The sequence below is a fragment of the Streptomyces sp. NPDC027185 genome (assembly GCF_055567035.1).
Window position 1 is genome coordinate 17985 of the sequence record NZ_JBVHRF010000002.1, and the last position, 15423, is coordinate 33407.

General features: G+C 70.1%; 14 protein-coding genes. 6 read left to right on the forward strand and 8 right to left on the reverse strand.

Features of this window, described 5'->3' with window-relative positions:
• The first annotated feature begins 123 nt into the window (after positions 1–123).
• Positions 124–528, forward strand: a complete 405-nt coding sequence (locus ACZ4M8_RS05370) for a hypothetical protein (protein ID WP_467603518.1) — start codon at positions 124–126, stop codon at positions 526–528.
• Positions 529–926: 398 nt separating this feature from the next.
• Positions 927–2936, forward strand: coding sequence for an ATP-binding protein (locus ACZ4M8_RS05375; protein WP_467603519.1), 2010 nt, complete (start codon positions 927–929; stop codon positions 2934–2936).
• Between the two features lie 117 nt (positions 2937–3053).
• Here the strand turns inward: ACZ4M8_RS05375 and ACZ4M8_RS05380 are convergent, their stop codons facing one another.
• A complete protein-coding gene (locus ACZ4M8_RS05380; protein ID WP_399085014.1) occupies positions 3054–3353 on the reverse strand; it encodes a hypothetical protein in 300 nt (99 codons plus the stop codon).
• 201 nt (positions 3354–3554) lie between these two features.
• Between ACZ4M8_RS05380 and ACZ4M8_RS05385 the strand changes: the two genes are divergently transcribed.
• Together ACZ4M8_RS05385 and ACZ4M8_RS05390 are read left to right on the forward strand one after the other, a co-directional pair.
• A complete protein-coding gene (locus ACZ4M8_RS05385; RefSeq protein WP_467603521.1) occupies positions 3555–3884 on the forward strand; it encodes a hypothetical protein in 330 nt (109 codons plus the stop codon).
• Between the two features lie 142 nt (positions 3885–4026).
• A complete protein-coding gene (locus ACZ4M8_RS05390; RefSeq protein ID WP_467603522.1) occupies positions 4027–5091 on the forward strand; it encodes a WXG100-like domain-containing protein in 1065 nt (354 codons plus the stop codon).
• A gap of 297 nt (positions 5092–5388) precedes the next feature.
• Here the strand turns inward: ACZ4M8_RS05390 and ACZ4M8_RS05395 are convergent, their stop codons facing one another.
• From ACZ4M8_RS05395 to ACZ4M8_RS05425, 7 genes are all read right to left on the reverse strand, one after another.
• On the reverse strand, positions 5389–6693 hold the full coding sequence (locus ACZ4M8_RS05395; RefSeq protein ID WP_467603524.1) for a S8 family serine peptidase: 1305 nt from the start codon (positions 6691–6693) through the stop codon (positions 5389–5391).
• Positions 6694–6780: 87 nt separating this feature from the next.
• Entirely contained in the window at positions 6781–8238 is a 1458-nt protein-coding gene (locus ACZ4M8_RS05400; RefSeq protein WP_467603526.1) for a hypothetical protein, read from the reverse strand.
• Positions 8239–8307: 69 nt separating this feature from the next.
• Complete coding sequence (locus ACZ4M8_RS05405) at positions 8308–8637, reverse strand: hypothetical protein (RefSeq protein ID WP_467603528.1); 330 nt, start codon at positions 8635–8637, stop codon at positions 8308–8310.
• The gene (mycP, locus tag ACZ4M8_RS05410; protein ID WP_467603531.1) at positions 8630–9832 is read right to left on the reverse strand and encodes a type VII secretion-associated serine protease mycosin; all 1203 of its coding nucleotides are present in this window, start codon (positions 9830–9832) and stop codon (positions 8630–8632) included. Before mycP ends, ACZ4M8_RS05405 begins: the two co-directional genes overlap by 8 nt.
• Before the next feature lie 268 nt (positions 9833–10100).
• A complete protein-coding gene (locus ACZ4M8_RS05415) occupies positions 10101–10385 on the reverse strand; it encodes a WXG100 family type VII secretion target (RefSeq protein ID WP_467603533.1) in 285 nt (94 codons plus the stop codon).
• A gap of 118 nt (positions 10386–10503) precedes the next feature.
• On the reverse strand, positions 10504–10842 hold the full coding sequence (locus ACZ4M8_RS05420; protein WP_467603535.1) for a WXG100 family type VII secretion target: 339 nt from the start codon (positions 10840–10842) through the stop codon (positions 10504–10506).
• A gap of 385 nt (positions 10843–11227) precedes the next feature.
• Positions 11228–12922, reverse strand: coding sequence for a type VII secretion protein EccB (locus ACZ4M8_RS05425; protein ID WP_467603537.1), 1695 nt, complete (start codon positions 12920–12922; stop codon positions 11228–11230).
• A 335-nt stretch (positions 12923–13257) separates the two neighbouring features.
• Between ACZ4M8_RS05425 and eccE the strand changes: the two genes are divergently transcribed.
• Both eccE and ACZ4M8_RS05435 read left to right on the forward strand, forming a co-directional pair.
• Entirely contained in the window at positions 13258–14475 is a 1218-nt protein-coding gene (gene eccE / locus ACZ4M8_RS05430) for a type VII secretion protein EccE (protein WP_467603539.1), read from the forward strand.
• Positions 14475–15323, forward strand: a complete 849-nt coding sequence (locus tag ACZ4M8_RS05435) for a hypothetical protein (protein WP_467603540.1) — start codon at positions 14475–14477, stop codon at positions 15321–15323. Before eccE ends, ACZ4M8_RS05435 begins: the two co-directional genes overlap by 1 nt.
• Positions 15324–15423: the final 100 nt, after the last annotated feature.

A 15423-nucleotide genomic window follows, 5' to 3' on the forward strand; every position in this document is an offset into this window, starting at 1 on the left:
GCGCGGTACGCGATATCCGGCAATAGCGACAACCCGACTTGGCGCTCTCTTCGCCCTCGTCATTACACTCATCACGCCGGTGCAGCACATGGGGTGGCTGCGCCACACTCAAGGGGGCACAGCATGAGCAACGAACGGCAGATCCAGGACGAGGACCTGATGGATGTCGCCCAGGATCCGGAGCAGGCGCACCGGCTGCGCAAGGCGCTGAAGACCCTGGCGGACAACCCCAGCGTCGGCGGACCGCTCCAGGAGATGGCCAGGGAGGTGCTGGCCGGGCGGATCGGCATGAAGGAAGCGATCCAGACCCCGACGTACCTGGACGCGATCGGCGACCGTATCGGGGAGATGCGGCGCGCGGCGGAGAACCAGACGATGGCGGAGCGCGAGGAGTCGCGCGAGAAGTTCGCCGCCTGGCAGAAGCAGCAGGAGGAGCAGGAGGACAAGGAGCGCGCGGAGCGCGACGGGCCCTCCGCCGGTCTCGTCACCGGTCCGCGCCGCGGCCGTGGCGGCTCCTCCCACCGCTGAGAAACCACGGAAAGGGGCGAGGGGCGGGCCCGCGGCAGGGCCCGCCCCTCACCCCTTTCTCCGTCCCTCCCCCGCAATTCCCGCCGTCCCGCCCCTTTTCTTCTCCCCTTCCCCTTTCTTTCTTCACGCGGCGCGGTTCCGCCGCCCTCGCGGTGTACGGAAGACCCGCCGGGTCCCGTCCGCCGGAGAGCGTCCCGCCGTGCCCCGGGAAAGGCGTACGGAAATCGGGGGTACGCGGCTTTTCACCCCGAAAGGCCGCTGCCGGCAGCGGTGCGGCCGCCCGGTATCCGGGTCGCGGCCACCGGTACCCGCCCGTGTACCGGTTCCGGAACAGCCTGCCCCGGCCTGCTCCCGGTGCCCGGCGCGGATCATAAGATCGCCGGTGGAGCCGGAAAAGCATGACGGTGGAGGCGGGATTCATGGGGGACGGGCACATCATCGGCGCCGCGCGGACGGACGGCGCCACGGCGCCCGGCTACGCGCCGCACCCGTACATCGGCGGCCGCACCGCGGTGCTGCGCGCCCTCGCCGCCTGGCGGATGAGCTGGCCCGGCGCGCCCCGCGTCATCGCGCTGACGGGCGCCCCGGGCAGCGGACGCGGCCGGTTGCTCACCGGTTTCCTGATGCTGTGCGACCCGGAGTTCCGCACCCGGCTGCCGCTGGACGAACTGGACCCGGCGACCGTACCGCCGGACCTCCCCGCGCCCGCCGTGCCCCGTCCCGAGGGGCTCACCGCGGCGCAGCTGCTGTGGAGCGTCGCCGACCACTTCGGCCTCGCCGCCACCCGCGCCGCCGACGTCTTCACCGAGCTGGGCGCCCGGCAGGAGCCGGTGACGGTGGTCGTCCCGGACATCGCGGCGGCGGGCCCCGTGCGCGCCGCCGGGGAACCGGTCCGCCTGGTGCGCGAGGTCCTCGCCCCGCTCGCCGCCGTCCCCACCGTGCAGCTCCTGGCCGTCGTCCCGCGCGAGTCGGCCGCCGAGCTGACGGCGGGACTGCCGCAGGGCCAGGCGCAGATCATCGACCTCGACGCACCGGAGTGGGCCGATCCGGAAGGGCTGGTACGGCACGCCGCGGCGGCGCTCGACCCGGTCCGGGGCGCGGTCGCCCTGCCGTTCACCACCGACGCGCGGCGGCGTGCGGCGCTCGCCGGAGCGCTGGCGTCCCGCGCCGACGGGAACCACCTGACGGTGGAGCTGGCCGTCCGTTCCGCGCTGCTGGCGCCCGAAGGGTTCGATCCGGACGACGCGGAGCGGCTGCCCGCCACCGTGGGGCAGGTGGTCGACCAGCACGCCCGGCGGCTGGGCGAGGACCCGCAGACGCTGCGGGGGTTGCTGGCACCGCTGGCGCTCGCCGAGGGCGGCGGGGTGCCGCTCCCGCTGTGGGGCCCGCTGGCGGACGCCGTGGCGGAGCACGGTGCGGGCCGGGAGCCTGCCGAGGACGCGCCGCTGACCGCCCCGTTCGTGACACGGGTGGACGCCCCGTCCACCACCGGGGACGGCGGTGGCGACGGCCGGCCGCTGGTCCGGCTCGTCCACCCGGCGCTGGCCGCGGAGATCCGGGGGCAGTTGCCCGACGTCCGGGGCGCGCAGACCCGGATCGCCATGAAACTGCTGGAGGCGGTGCCGGGCCAGGACTGGTCCCGGGCCGACCCCTACGTCCGCGACCACCTCGCCGGACACACCCTGGACGCCGGGCTGCTGCCCCAACTCCTCACCGACCCGGGCCTGTTCACCCACGCCGACCCGGTGGTGCTGCGCGCCGCCGTCGAGTCCGTACCGCCCCAGGAGCTGGGCGCCCCGGCCCGTACGTATCTGCGTACGGCGCCGCTGCTGACGCGTTCGGGGGCGGCGCCCGCCCTCCGCGCGGCGTTGTTGGAGACCGCGTTCGTCGAGGACGGCCTGCTGCCGTACGCACAGGCGCTGCACGGCCTGGGGCTCGCGCTGCCGTGGCGCACCCTGTGGAGCCTGCCGGCCGCCGGGGTGACCACCGTCGCCGCCGGGGTGGTGCCGGGCGGCCCCGCACCCGTGCCGGTGGCGGTCGTCCAGGTGCCGGCCGCGACGCCGGGTGCCCGGCCGCTGCCCGGAGGCGAGGGCGCGTACACCGTCCACGCCCTGGCGGACGGCACACCGGTCGACGCGGCGCCCGGACAGGTGGTCCGCCCGTCCGAGGAAGAGCGCGCCGCCGCCCCGTTCGGCATCGACCGGGACGACGGATACGTGCGGGTCAGGGACCGGCGGACCCAGGAGGTGGTGGCCTCGGTGCTCACCGAAACCCCCGTCCTCGGCGCCGACCTGTCGGCGGACGGCGTTCTGCTGCTCGCCACCGAGCGCGGTGTCACCGCCCGGTGGATCACCGCGGCGGCACCCGCTGTGACGGCCGACGGGGCCGTCTCGGCCGACCGTTCGTAACACCGGACGGCGAGACGGCGCGCCCGGTGCGGGGCCGGGTCCGCTCCGTGCGGCCCGCTCCGTGCGGCCCGGCGGCGGGCCGCGGCGGTCACCCGACGGGGAACGGCTTCGGCCGGTTCACGGAAGCAGCAGCCAGTCCGCGGCGAGGGCGGCGGCCAGTCCGACCCCGAGCAGCCAACTCCCCAACCGGGTGCGGCCGTGACGGCTGAGTTCGATGACCACGCCGCAGAGCACCAGCGCCGCTCCGTACACCCCGACCACCAGCACCGACGTCCGGCTGGCCAGCCGCACCACCAGCACCACGGCCATCGCGCCCATCATCACCGAGGCCAGGGCGATCCGTATCCGCCGCGCCTGACGGGGCGTCGGCGCCGCCCGCTCCCCCGAGAGAGGCTCCTCGCCCCTGCCTTCTTCCATGATCCGAGATGCTACGGGACCACCGCCCCCGGCCCCGTCCGGAAGCCGCTTCCCTCCCCCGTTCCACACGCCCATTGAGGCTCCACAATTCCCACAGATTCTGCACATTCCCGTTTGACAGTGCGCCATACGGATCACATAAAGTGAGAGCGTTGGATGTGAAAATTGCCATGCGGAAAGCGGCACACAACGGGGGCAGCGATGGCAGATAAGGCTTTTGACGTAGATCCGGACGTCCTGAAGGCACAGGGCACCGCGTTCACCCACATCGGCAGCGACTTCTCCAAGGCGTCGAAGAAGCTTCAGGACGACCTGAAGGGCATCGGCGATCCGCTGCAGGACTGCGACTTCGGCGAAATCTTCAAAACAATCTACGAGCCGATCCGGGACGGCATGTTCAAGTCGATGGACTCCCTCGGAGAACGCCTCGAAGGAATCGGCGAGAAGCTCGAAGAGATGTCCCGCACATACAACGCCTCCGAAGAGCAGGGCATTCACACCATCAGCGCCGTCGGCCGCCCCATGATCTGACGGGGCCGCCCGCCCCGGCACACTCCGGCGCCGATCTCCCGGAACTCCCGGACCGCCCCGGCACCACCTGCCACACCGCGCCCCGGCCGACCGGCCGCGGCCACGCCACACTTGACTGCCACACCGTACGGGGGACAACACCGTGTCACTGACGCTTCCAGGAGAAGTCACCTGGGTCCTGAACCTCCTCGGATACGACTGGCCCGAGGCCGATGAGGACGCGCTCTTCGAATGCGCGGCGGCATGGCGCACCTTCGCCGAGCAGGTCAACGAAACCCTCTCCCAGGGCTCGTCAGCGGCGAACGAGGTCACCTCCGCCAACTCCGGTGAGGCCATCGAGGCTTTCACCAACGAATGGGGCGCATTCGCCGGCGGTGGGAACAGCGGCGACAACTATCTCCGTGACGCCGCGGCGGCCGCCGAGGTCATCGCGCTCGCCTTCGACGCCGCCGCGCTCGCCGTCATCGAAGGGAAAGTCGCGGTCATCGCCCAGCTCGTGTTGCTGGCCGTGGAACTCATCTCCGCACAGGCCGCCGCCCCCTTCACCCTGGGCCTCTCCGAATTGGGCGCCGCCGGCGCGACACAGGCGACGCGCCTGATCGTCCGGCAGATTCTCGACAAGATCAAGCGGGAAGTGATCCAGGCGGCCACGAAGGCCATGGAGCACGCCACCGTGGACGCCATCAAGAACATGGCCAAGAAGGCGGTTTCCAAGGAATCCCGCAAACTCGCGGCCGACTACATCAAGAAGACCGTCAAGGACGAGGTCAAGGACAAGGTCGTCACCGCGGCCAAGGACCAGGCCAAGGGGTTCGTTCAGGAAACCGTCATCGACGGCGCCAAGGAAAAGGCGAAAGAAGCCGGCACCAAGATGGCACAGAACGTCGTCGAGCAGGGCATCGAATCCCACTTCGACGAACGCGACGGCATCCGCTGGAACGAAACCGCCGACATCGGCAAGGAACACGCCAAGGAATACGTCGACGAAGTCCAGAAGGACGCGGAGGAAAGGATCGGCGAATACAAGGACGGCGTCACCAGCCTCGCCGACCCCACCACCTACGTCGACCGCGCCCGGACCGACCTCACCGATCGCGGTCTCGACCACGCCCAGCGGCAGGTGGACAACCGCACCGGCGGCGCCGCCACCCGCCACCAGGAACACACGGACAGCGTCAAGGAAAGCGTACGGTCCGTCTTCGGCTGACCCTTATCCACCGGGCCCCGACACCAGCCTTCCCCTTCGCCTTCCCCTTCGCCATTCTCCGGAATTCCCGGTCCGGCCCGCCGCCCGAAACACAGAAGAGCGGGGTCTGTGGCAACGTCCCTACGTTGCCACAGACCCCGCTCTTCGTTTCGTTCTTCGCTCTTTGTTCTGTCACCTCTGCCCGGCACCCGTGAAAGACCTGCCGAGAGGGAAAGGCCTGCCGAAACGCCTCACCGCATGCCGGGAACTCGTTCGTTCCCCGCATGCGGGGAGACAAGAGGCCGCGTCCGCCAAATGCTACTGACCGGGCGGCGGGTACTGACCGGGCGGCGCGGAATACTGCCCCGGGGCACCACCCTGCTGATACGGCACCTGCTGCCCGCCGAAGCCGGGAGCACCGGGCCCACCCGGCGGCGGGCCGTTCCGCCGGCCCTTCCGCCGCACCAGCAGCACGATCGCCACCACGATCCCGATGACGACAAGGCCCGCGACCGCGACAATCGCGATGAAGAGCGGACTCACCCCCGCCGTGTCCGCCGCCTGCGCCGAATCCCCGGAACCGTCACTGCCCTGCGAAACCGCCGAATCCCCCCCGGCCGGAGAGGACGTGGCCGTCGGCATCTTCAACGGCCCGTTCTTCGGCCCCGCCGGAATATCCCGCTTGAGCGCGGCGAGCGGCTGGATGAATCCGTAACCGTACTTCTGATCGGGAAGCTGAATCCCCTTCGCGGAGGCGGGGAGACCGGCGCTCTTGGTGAGGCGGTTGACCAACTGGCCTACGGTCAGGTCGGGGAACTTCTCCCGGAGAAGAGCGAGAGAGGCCGATACATAAGCCGTCGCGTCGGACGTACCGGTGCCCTTCTGGTACATGGAGGTGCCACTGTTACCGGCCGATACGATGCCGACCGCCGGAGCGCTCAGCAGGACGGGCGGCCCGTAGTTGGACTTGCTCCAGATCTCTCCCGAGTTCTGGACACCGCCCACCGTCAGAACACCGGGGTAACTTCCCGGGTATTCAATCGCTTCCGCGCCCTTGCCCTCGTTTCCGGACGAGGTCACCACCAGCACATCGTGCTTCAGCGCGTAGGCGATGGCCGCCTCGTCGTCATCGCTCTTCGTGGAGACGGCCTGCGAGATATTGATGATCGAGGCACCGTGGTCCACCGCGTAACGGATGGCCGGGCCGAAGCCCTTCTCCGTCATACCGGTGTCCCGTACCGGGAGGATCTTCGCGTCGGGCGCCAGTCCTTTGACCCCCGACGCTCCCCCGGCCCCGTGGCCGTGGCCGGCGATCTCCGACGCCATCTGCGTGCCGTGGGTGTCTCCGTCCTTCGGCTCCGAAGAGCCCCCGTCCTCAAAACTCTTGCCGGGAAGAACATTTCCCTTGAGGTCGGGATGGCTGGAGTCGACGCCGTCGTCGATGACGGCGACGGTCACGCCCTTGCCGGTGGAGAGTGCCCAGATCTTCTCCGCGGAGAATGCCTTCAAAGGCCACTGCGCATCTCTGATCTCATCCGCCGACGCAACCGGTGCGGTGCCGAAGAGCAGCGCACCGGCCACCACCGCGCCACCCACCACACGCAGCTTCCGTGTGAAGCTCATGCCATTACACCTCTCCAACAGGAAGGGGCCCCGGCACGGAGAGCCAGGGCCCCACCTTGTTACCACCGATCGACAGCCGACAGGTTCTTACTCGATGACCTTCGGCGCAACGTTACGCTCCGGCGTCCAGGTCTCCTCGTCCTCGACGAGGTAGTCGGGGCGCTCACCGTTGTTCTGCCCCTTCTCCTTGCCCTTGGCGCCGTGCACACCGGGTGCGCCCGCCATGCCCGCGGGACGACGGCCGCCGGCACCGGCGCCTGCCTGTGCTCCGCCACGGCTGCGGTGCAGCCCCGAGCCGCCCTGTCCGGCGGCACCGGCCTTGCCCTTGCCGGCACCGATGACGCCGCCCTTCTGACGGGCGAGAGCGCCACCACGTCCGGCACCGCCCGCGCCCTTGGCCCCGGCGCCCCGGCCGGCGCCCGCGGCGCCACCCATTCCGGGCATGCCGGTCCGTCCGGCACCACGCCCGGCACCGCCGGCCCCGGCACCGCCACCGGTGACGCCCATGCCGCCACCGAGGCCGCCCGGACCGATACCACCGGCTCCGCTGCCACCGCCGACACCACCGCCACCGGCACCGCCGCTCAGACCACCGCCGCCGATACCGCCGCCACCGATGCCACCGGAAAGGCCGCCTCCGCCGCCCTTCGGGGGCTGGAAGCTGTCGAGGCCGGTACTGACGTCAGGTGTGAACGAGCCCTTGCCGGGCTGCGTCGAGACGCCACCGGTGATCCCGTTGGCCTTGGGCGCGTGCAGGCCGTCGGACGAGAAACCCGGCCCCGTTCCGAGGGGCTTCATCGACGGCGTATTGACCTTGCCCGGCCCCGAGCCACCCGAAGGCACCGGCATGGGGATCGGCGCGGGCGGCTCTCCGCCCGGCGTGCCGGGGTAGTCCTCCGAGTCGTCGCGGCGCTTGCCGCCCTTCCACGTCCCCATGGACTTCGCCTGGGAGACGTAGGCCGCGCCGAGCTGCTCCATCTTGACGGCCATCCGGAGCTGCTGCTCCTTGCCCGACGAGAGGCTGCCCGCGTTGTTGTCCAGCGCCTGCTGCGTGGTCATTCCCGGATTGGCGAGGTCACGCTTGAGGCCCGAGTCGTCGCGGCTGCCGCCGTCCCCGAGCCAGTTGACGGCGCTGTCGACCGTGCCGGGCTTCTCCATCGCCTCGACCTCGGGCTTGAGCTGCTCGAGGACGTTCGCCGCGTTCTTCATCGCGCGGGAGGTGTAGTCGGCGTAGAGGGAGCAGTCCGAGATCTTCTTGCTGATCTTGTTGGCCTGTTCCCGGAACTTGTCCGCCGAGGTTCCCTCCCAGTGCTGAAGGACCTCCTTGACCGCTGCGTCGAAGGCACCCTTGATGCCTCCGCCGCTACCGCCCACGAGCTGGTCGTGCACGTCCTTCCAGCCCTTGGAGACGTTGTGCACCTCACTCGGGTTGGACGCCTTCACCATGGCCTGCATGGTGTCCATGTCCATCTCGGCGAAGTTCGTCTCGTGCTCCGCCGCATAGCACATCGTTGCCGGGATGTACTCGGAATCGCCACCGCTCATGCCCTGTTCCCCCTCTGCTTCTCCACGCCGACTACGGACCTTCCGTGCTCGACCGACCGGATTTCCGGCTCACTCACCGGACATGCCCCCGGCGGTCGTCGCTTCCTGGTCCTGGTAATTCCCGTGCGCCTTGCGCGTATTGGTCCCGAACTTGTCCATGACCTCGTTGAGATGCTGCACAACCTCTTCGATGTGCGTCTTCATCTCCGTATGGGCGTTCGTCAGCTTGCGCGCCTCCAGGAAGGTGGCACCAGGGGCGTCCGCGCCCAGGGCGTTCGGCGACAGCGATGTCTTGTAACGCGTGTCCGCATGCGCGTTACCGAGGTCCTTGAGGATGCCGTTGAGCTTCCTGACCGTGTCCTCGAGCGCGCCGAGATCAACGCGGTATTGATCACCCATGATGTGTCTCCCCGTGTGATGCGATTCCCGTCTTGCGGCGCCAGTCGCGCAGTGCGATGGACGCCCCGACAACTCCGGCGACCGCCAGAAGTCCTCCGCCCACAATGTAAAGGGAAATCCGCGCCCGTCGGTCCTCGGGGCTCTCTCCGATGGTGAGAGCCGCCGGTTCGATCTTGGTGTTGTTCTGGGCGGCGGGCTTGTCCGGAGTGGGCCGACCGGTCGGCTTGGTGGTGTCGTTGAGGGCGGCCACCGGGTCGATGACGCCCCAACCGATGTTGTGGTCCGGACCGCGGCTGACGCGCTCGGCGGTCTGCTCCAGGTGCCAGATCAGCTCCTGCGGCTTCCAGTCCTTGTGCTGGGCCTTGAGGAGCGCCGCGGCACCGGCGGCGTACGGGGCGGCGAAACTGGTGCCCTGGTCCACGCAGTTGCCGCCGTCGGGCACGGTGGAGACCATGTCGACGCCGGGCGCCGCGATGTCGACGTAGTCGCCGGGCTGGGAGAAGGCCGCGCGTTCGTTGTTGCGGTCCGAGGCGGCGACAGCCAGGACGTTGTCGTACTCCTGGAACGCCGCCGGGTACATGCGCTTCTCCTTGCCGGAGGCGCCGTCGTTGCCCGCCGAGGCGACGATGAGGACGTTCTTGCGCGCGGCGTTGGCGACCGCGGCCTTCAGCGTGGGGAGCAGGTCCTCGCTCGCGTCCGTGCCCTGGGAGATGTTGATGATGTCGACGTGCTCGTCGACGGCCGCGTTGATGGCCTTGGCCAGGCTGTCGGCGGTGCCGGGCTTCTCCTGGTCGGTCTGCTGGAACGGGATGACCTTGGCCTCGGGCGCCAGCCCGTAGAAGCCGGAGGTGGAGCGCGGCTGGGCGGCGATGATGCCGGCGACCTTGGTGCCGTGTCCCACCCGGTCCTCGGTGGGCTTACCGCCCTTGACGAAGGACCGCCCGCCGGCCCCGATGGCCGGTTTGATCTGGTCGTTCCCGGCGTCGATGCCGGTGTCGATGACGGCGACACGGACGCCTGCGCCCTTGGTGTTCGCCCACAGCTGCTGCGTCATGAGGCGCTGCAGGGACCACGGGGTCTCTTTGATGTCGGTGGTGTTGAACCTGCACTCGCCGCTGTTCAGCGGAACGTTCTCGTCCGCGGCCGCCGGGAGCGCGGTGACGCCGGAAAGAGCGATGGTGCAGGCCGTTGTCACCCATACACCCGCCGCGCGGCGGTGGTGCCCTGCTCGGTGACCGTTGGCGCGAGATCCCACGGGTTGTCAGCTCTCCATGCGTGGTGGACGGGACGAGACGAAGAAGCGGTACGGAGGTGCCGTCGGGCTGAGGAGCGGCGAGCGGTGCGGAGGCGGACGCCAGAAGGGCGGGCGCACTGGTGCAGCGCGCCCGCCCTCTTCTGCCACTGTGCGAGCCTCGGGGCTGCTCAGCCGGTGGTTGCTCCCGCCCGCGCGGGGCGGGAAGCGACTACCACATCTTGGCGTTCTGGCCCTCGGTGTGCTCGTAGTTGTCGGCCGCGGTCTCCAGCGCCTTGCTGATGGCCTCCAGCGTCTGCTGCAGGGAGTGGGCGCGCTTGTCCCACTCCTGCTGACGGGCCTGGTACCCCTGCTGCGCCGCACCCTCCCAGTCCTGGGCGATCTGCTTGACGCCGCTCTCCAGGTCATCGAGCTGCTGGCGGATCTGGCGCGCCGTGCGACGCACGTCGGACGATGCCTGCCGGATCGTCTGAGCGTTTACGACAATTCCCGACATGATGTCTCCTCGGGCTTGAAGGGAAGCTGATCGATTCGCGGAACCACGGCAGGACCCGGCGTGTACCGGGAGATGCCCACTGCGGTTGGAGTTCAGTACGTGGCCGTACCGGCCGGGCTCACCCGAAGGGGGAGCTGGAGGGGCCGGAGTGCTGGGACCCCACGTTGTTGAACGCCGCGTTCTGCTCTTCTTCCGACGCCGAGTAGTTCTTCGTCGTCTCGTCGATCGCTTCCTTGATCTCCCGCAGAAGCTGGTTGATGCGCGTCGCGTCCTCGTTGACCTGGCTCTGGAGCCGGTTGTACGAGTTGGCCGCCTGGCCCTTCCAACCGGAGGTGATGTTGTCGACGACCATGTTCAGGTGCCGGATCTCACCCTGGATCGTCTCGGAGACCGTTCCGATTTTTCCGCTGAACCGGACCATCTCCGCTTCGGTGACTTTGAAGCTATTACCGCTCATCGCAACGTCCCCCATGAGACTCGCACGTCACCCGCACCGCACCGGTGAAGGCGCCGCGCGGTCGGCGCCGTCTGCTGGCGCCGGCGACCACTTTAACCACTCCGTACGACAGCCCCCAACAGAGGGAGCGATGTTGTGACGGGATCACCACGGCCCCAACTGGCCATCTTGCAGGGCTGGTTCACGGAAATCATCACGCGAAGTGGGCACTTGGCATTCTATCGGCCCGCGAAGAAAGGCATCAAGGTTTTCCGGGGCCTTCCCGGGAAGCAGCGGAAGCCGTGGAGCAAATCCGGAAAAAGCCGGGTGGGCCACCCGGTTCAGGTGGCCCACCCGGGAATCCGGTGCGGTATCGGGGCGGGCCGGAGAAGCCCGCCCCCTCGCGTCAGGACGTGCCGGTCTTACGGGCGGCCGCGACGCTGAGCGCCGGCCCCTCCGAGAGCAGGTCCGCCCATGTCATCAGCACGGGGTCCGCGTGGACGCCCTTGTACCCCAGGCGCAGGGCCGCCTGGTTGACCTCCTGGTTGGCGTTGCCCGCCTTGTCGGAGCTGTCGTTGTTGACCGGCACGCGGTACCGCAGGCCGGTGTCGGTGACGAGGTAGAGCGACCCGTCCTGCTCCTGGGGGGTGCGGACCCGCTGGAAGAGCATCCCGCTGCCCGGGGTGACGTAGGAGGAGGCGCCGCTCGCGATGTTCGCCGGGTAGTCCTTGCCGATCCAGGTGCCCATGTTCGGCAGGCCGTTGGGGTAGCCGAGTGCCTTGTCGGCGCCGCCGGGGAGCTTGGTGGTGGTGCCGTCGTAGACGCTGCAGGAGACGCCGTTGTCGGTGGGGGTCGTCAGGCCGCCGGTCTGGGACCCCTGGGCGAAGTTGTTGGCCATGTCGACGACCTCGGTCGGCCAGGGCATGTCCACGTCGGTGCCCGGCACCTTGCCCAGGTATGAGATGAACCGCCCCTTGTCGTCCCGCATCGGGTCGATGCTGGAGGTGGAGACCTGCTCGGGCCTCATGGCCGAGCCGTCGGGGTGGACCATGCGGGCGTTCGGGCCCTCCAGCAGGAGCTGGGCGACGAAGTCCGACACCTGCTGTACGCCGTCCGCGAGAACGACGTACTTCTTGCCCGCCTTCTCTCCGTCCGCCGCGCTCTGGTCCGCGCTGCCGGGGATTTCGAGGACGGTGCCGATGGTGCGGTGCTGCGGGGGGACGCCGGGGGCCTGCGAGGGGCGGCCCGCGTTCTTGATGACCGGCATGTAGAGGGGCACGGGGCTCTTGACGAGGGTGTCCATCCACGCCTGCGTCACGTCCTGCGGCTCCGCCTCCTGGAAGAGCACGCGGCGCAGGACCGTGTCCGGGTCCGCGCCGTTCCTGCCCCCCGCGCCGGGGGGCTGGGGGATGTTGCCGTGCAAGGTGGCGTCGAGCGCGAACTTGAAGCCGTTGTGGTCGACCAGCCAGAGCTTGCCCTGCGGGTCACGGACGAAGAGCACCTGACGCATGTCGAGGCGGCCCTTGCCCTGGACGAGTTCCTTGTCCTTGCCCCCGAGCACGAACACGGCCTGCTGGGGCTTGCTGTTGGTACCGCTGCCCGGACGGTCGCAGACGGCCCAGGTCTTCGCCTTGCCGGCATCGTCCTTGCTGGGAAGACGGTCGGGGGCGAACGGAATTCCGACGGCGGGTCCGTGCGCGATCTTTCCGTCCAGCTCGGATTCCTTCACATTCACGACTTTGTACTTGTCGGGATCGAGAAGGAGTTTCGCGGAGGCGAGGTTCAGAACGGGGTGGAGGAGTTTTTCCTTCTTGCCCTGACCGTTGTCGCTCTTCAGTACGACGTAACGGGTGGTCGAATCGGAGCCGACGATGACATTTTCCCCGACCGCGTCCCACCCCTGGGGCGCCACCGGGCTCAGGATGCCGCAGGCACCGAAGCCGACCAGGATCACGACGCCCATCAGAACGCTCGGCAGCACGGCCTTCAGGGGGCGCGGCGCACTCTCGATCGAGCCGCTCGGCAGCGGCTTCAGAAATGCGGCATTCGTACGCTTCCTCGCGAATGAATACGCATTGAGCTCGTCCCGACGTGATGCCATTGTTGCTTTCTCTCCCCGCGTGTCGGATCCACATCGACCGCCCCCGGCACTCACGCCGTAGCGCCCTCTACTATGCCGTGTGTCGATCGACCCGTACGGTACGGGTGCCACCTTCCAACGCACCAGTCTCGACGGCGATTGATGCGCCGTGAGGCCACACCACCAGTAGAGGAGCAGGCCGGGGGATGTCCAGCGCCACCAGGGCTCGACGCCGCAATGGGCGGCAACAGCAGCAACCGCCTTCCGCTGCACCGCGCGACGCGGGACACGGCGGCCGGGACGGATCGGACCGGGCCGGCGGCGGCCGGGGCGGGCAGGGTTCGCCGGGCGGGCCGGTGGCCCCCCGGCTGCGGCCGGAGATCGGCAGCATCGGCCCGGTCCGCGTACAGCAGCTGGCCATCATCGAGATCGCCGCCGCACTGGTCCTGGTCGGCGCCTCCGTGAACGTGATCGCGTTGACCGTCGCGGTCGTGCTCGCCGCCGTCCTCGTCATCTTCGCGCTCGGCAGGCGCCGGCGGATCCCGCTCCCGGAGTGGATCACGACCGTGCGCGCGATGAAGCGCCGCGGCAAGGCCGCGAGCGCCCCGGTGGCGCCGGGCGTCGAGCCGGCCTTCGCCCCGGTCGTCGAGTGCGATCCGGCGCTGCGCACCTACGAGTACACCGACGCCGAGCAGCGGGCCGTCGGCTTCGTCGGGGACGGCACCTTCCTGACCGCGCTGGTACAGGTCGAGCCCCGGGACGAACCGCTGCGGCCCGCCCGGGGCAGCCACATGCTGCCGCTCGACGTGCTGCACACCGCGCTCGACATCGAGGACATCCACCTGGAGTCGGTGCAGTACGTGCAGTACACGCAGCCGGCTCCGGCGCCGCACCTGCCCGAACAGGCCGTCGCCGCGCGGTCGTACGCCCCGCTGGCGGCGCAGTCGCAGACCCCGGCGGTGCAGTTGACGTGGATCGCGCTCAAGCTCGACCCGGAGCTGTGCGCGGAGGCGATCGAGGCCCGCGGCGGCGGGATGGAGGGCGCCAAGCGTTCGCTGCTGCGCGCCGCCGACCAGTTGGTGAGCCGGCTGACCTCGCACGGCGTGCGGGCGCGCGTCCTGGCCGAGCGGGAGGTCGTGGCGGCGGTCGGCACGGCGGTGTGCGTGAGCCCGCGGGCCGCCAACGGCGCGATGGGGCGGGAGGGCCGTTCCGGGCGCCGCACCCAGGAGACGACGCGGGCGTGGCGCTGCGACGACCGCTGGCACACCACGTACTGGATCGGCCGCTGGCCCCAGCTCGGTCCCGGCGGTGCGCCGCTGGCGGCCGTCACCCAGCTGCTGACCAGCACTCCGGCGATGGCCAGCACCTTCGCGCTGACCGCGACGCACGGCAGCGGGCGGGCGCCCGCGATCTCGGGCTACGTCCGGCTGTCGACCCGTAGCGAGAACGAACTCGACGCCGCGCAGCGGGAGTTGGAGCGGCGTTCCGGCTCGGCGAAGGTCGGTCTCGTCCGGCTCGACCGGGAACAGCTGCCCGGCCTGCTCGCCACGCTCCCCCTCGGAGGTACCCGCTGATGGCCTCTCCCACGTATCAGCCGCGTGTCAACAACTCCGGGACGGGCTGGCGCAATCCGCCGATCGGCGCGCCCGACGCCGGGCAGGGGCGCCGCCCCTCGCACCAGCCGCGGGCGGACGAGCAGCGGTCGGCGCGCTCGGGCCCGGTGCCGCAGCCGGGCTTCGGGCTGCGCGGTCCGCGCCGTGCCCCGCACGTGCTGACGGCCGAGTCGCTGGCCTCGCTGACCCTGCCGGTCGGTGACGACGGCGTCATCATCGGCATCGATCCGCAGAACCAGCCCGCGGTGCTGAGCCTGCTGCGGCCCGCGCCGTTGGAGATCGCGCTGGTCGGCAGTATGTGGATGGCGCAGGTGCTGGCGCTGCGTACGGTCGCCACCGGTGCGCGGGTGGCGGTGGAGACGGCGCGGCCGCCGGCCTGGGCTCAGATGGCGCAGGCCGCCGGCGGCGGTCAGCAGTGCGTGTCGGTGCACGAGGTGCGGCAGATCGCGCCCCAGGGGCCGTCGGTCTCCAGCCCCGTGCTGGTGGTGCGGGACATGGGCGCGCGCCCCCCGCGCAACCAACTCGCGCCGAGCCCCTGGCAGTCGGTGCTCACGGTGCTGCCGTTCCTCGGACCGCGCTCGCCGCAGATGCTGGGCCGGGCGGATCTGGTCGGGCTCCAGCGGCTGTCGCCGGAGGAGGCGGAGGTCGTGACGCGCGTGATGCGACTGCCGCAGCAGGTGGGCGCGGTGCTGCCGACGCTGAGCGACAACGCGATGCTCTGGTGCACCCGCGACCACCACCAGTTCGTGATGACGCAGCCCACCGAGGCGGAGACCAATCTGCTCGGCGGGCCGCGCCGGATGGACTGACGGCACCGTACGGGCAGGCGGCGCCGCGCGCCGTGCGGCCCGTCCGCGAAGGGCATTTCCTACGGGCGCATCCTCGGATGCGCCCGTAGGCGTGCCGCAG

What these genes read in the sequence shown, in the direction of transcription:
- ACZ4M8_RS05370 (WP_467603518.1), top strand. Translation starts at nt 124, where the DNA reads ATGAGCAACGAACGGCAGATCCAGGACGAGGACCTGATGGATGTCGCC.
- ACZ4M8_RS05375 (WP_467603519.1), top strand. Translation starts at nt 927, where the DNA reads ATGACGGTGGAGGCGGGATTCATGGGGGACGGGCACATCATCGGCGCC.
- ACZ4M8_RS05380 (WP_399085014.1), bottom strand. Translation starts at nt 3,353, where the DNA reads ATGGAAGAAGGCAGGGGCGAGGAGCCTCTCTCGGGGGAGCGGGCGGCG.
- ACZ4M8_RS05385 (WP_467603521.1), top strand. Translation starts at nt 3,555, where the DNA reads ATGGCAGATAAGGCTTTTGACGTAGATCCGGACGTCCTGAAGGCACAG.
- ACZ4M8_RS05395 (WP_467603524.1), bottom strand. Translation starts at nt 6,693, where the DNA reads ATGAGCTTCACACGGAAGCTGCGTGTGGTGGGTGGCGCGGTGGTGGCC.
- ACZ4M8_RS05400 (WP_467603526.1), bottom strand. Translation starts at nt 8,238, where the DNA reads ATGAGCGGTGGCGATTCCGAGTACATCCCGGCAACGATGTGCTATGCG.
- ACZ4M8_RS05405 (WP_467603528.1), bottom strand. Translation starts at nt 8,637, where the DNA reads ATGGGTGATCAATACCGCGTTGATCTCGGCGCGCTCGAGGACACGGTC.
- ACZ4M8_RS05415 (WP_467603533.1), bottom strand. Translation starts at nt 10,385, where the DNA reads ATGTCGGGAATTGTCGTAAACGCTCAGACGATCCGGCAGGCATCGTCC.
- ACZ4M8_RS05420 (WP_467603535.1), bottom strand. Translation starts at nt 10,842, where the DNA reads ATGAGCGGTAATAGCTTCAAAGTCACCGAAGCGGAGATGGTCCGGTTC.
- ACZ4M8_RS05425 (WP_467603537.1), bottom strand. Translation starts at nt 12,922, where the DNA reads ATGGCATCACGTCGGGACGAGCTCAATGCGTATTCATTCGCGAGGAAG.
- ACZ4M8_RS05435 (WP_467603540.1), top strand. Translation starts at nt 14,475, where the DNA reads ATGGCCTCTCCCACGTATCAGCCGCGTGTCAACAACTCCGGGACGGGC.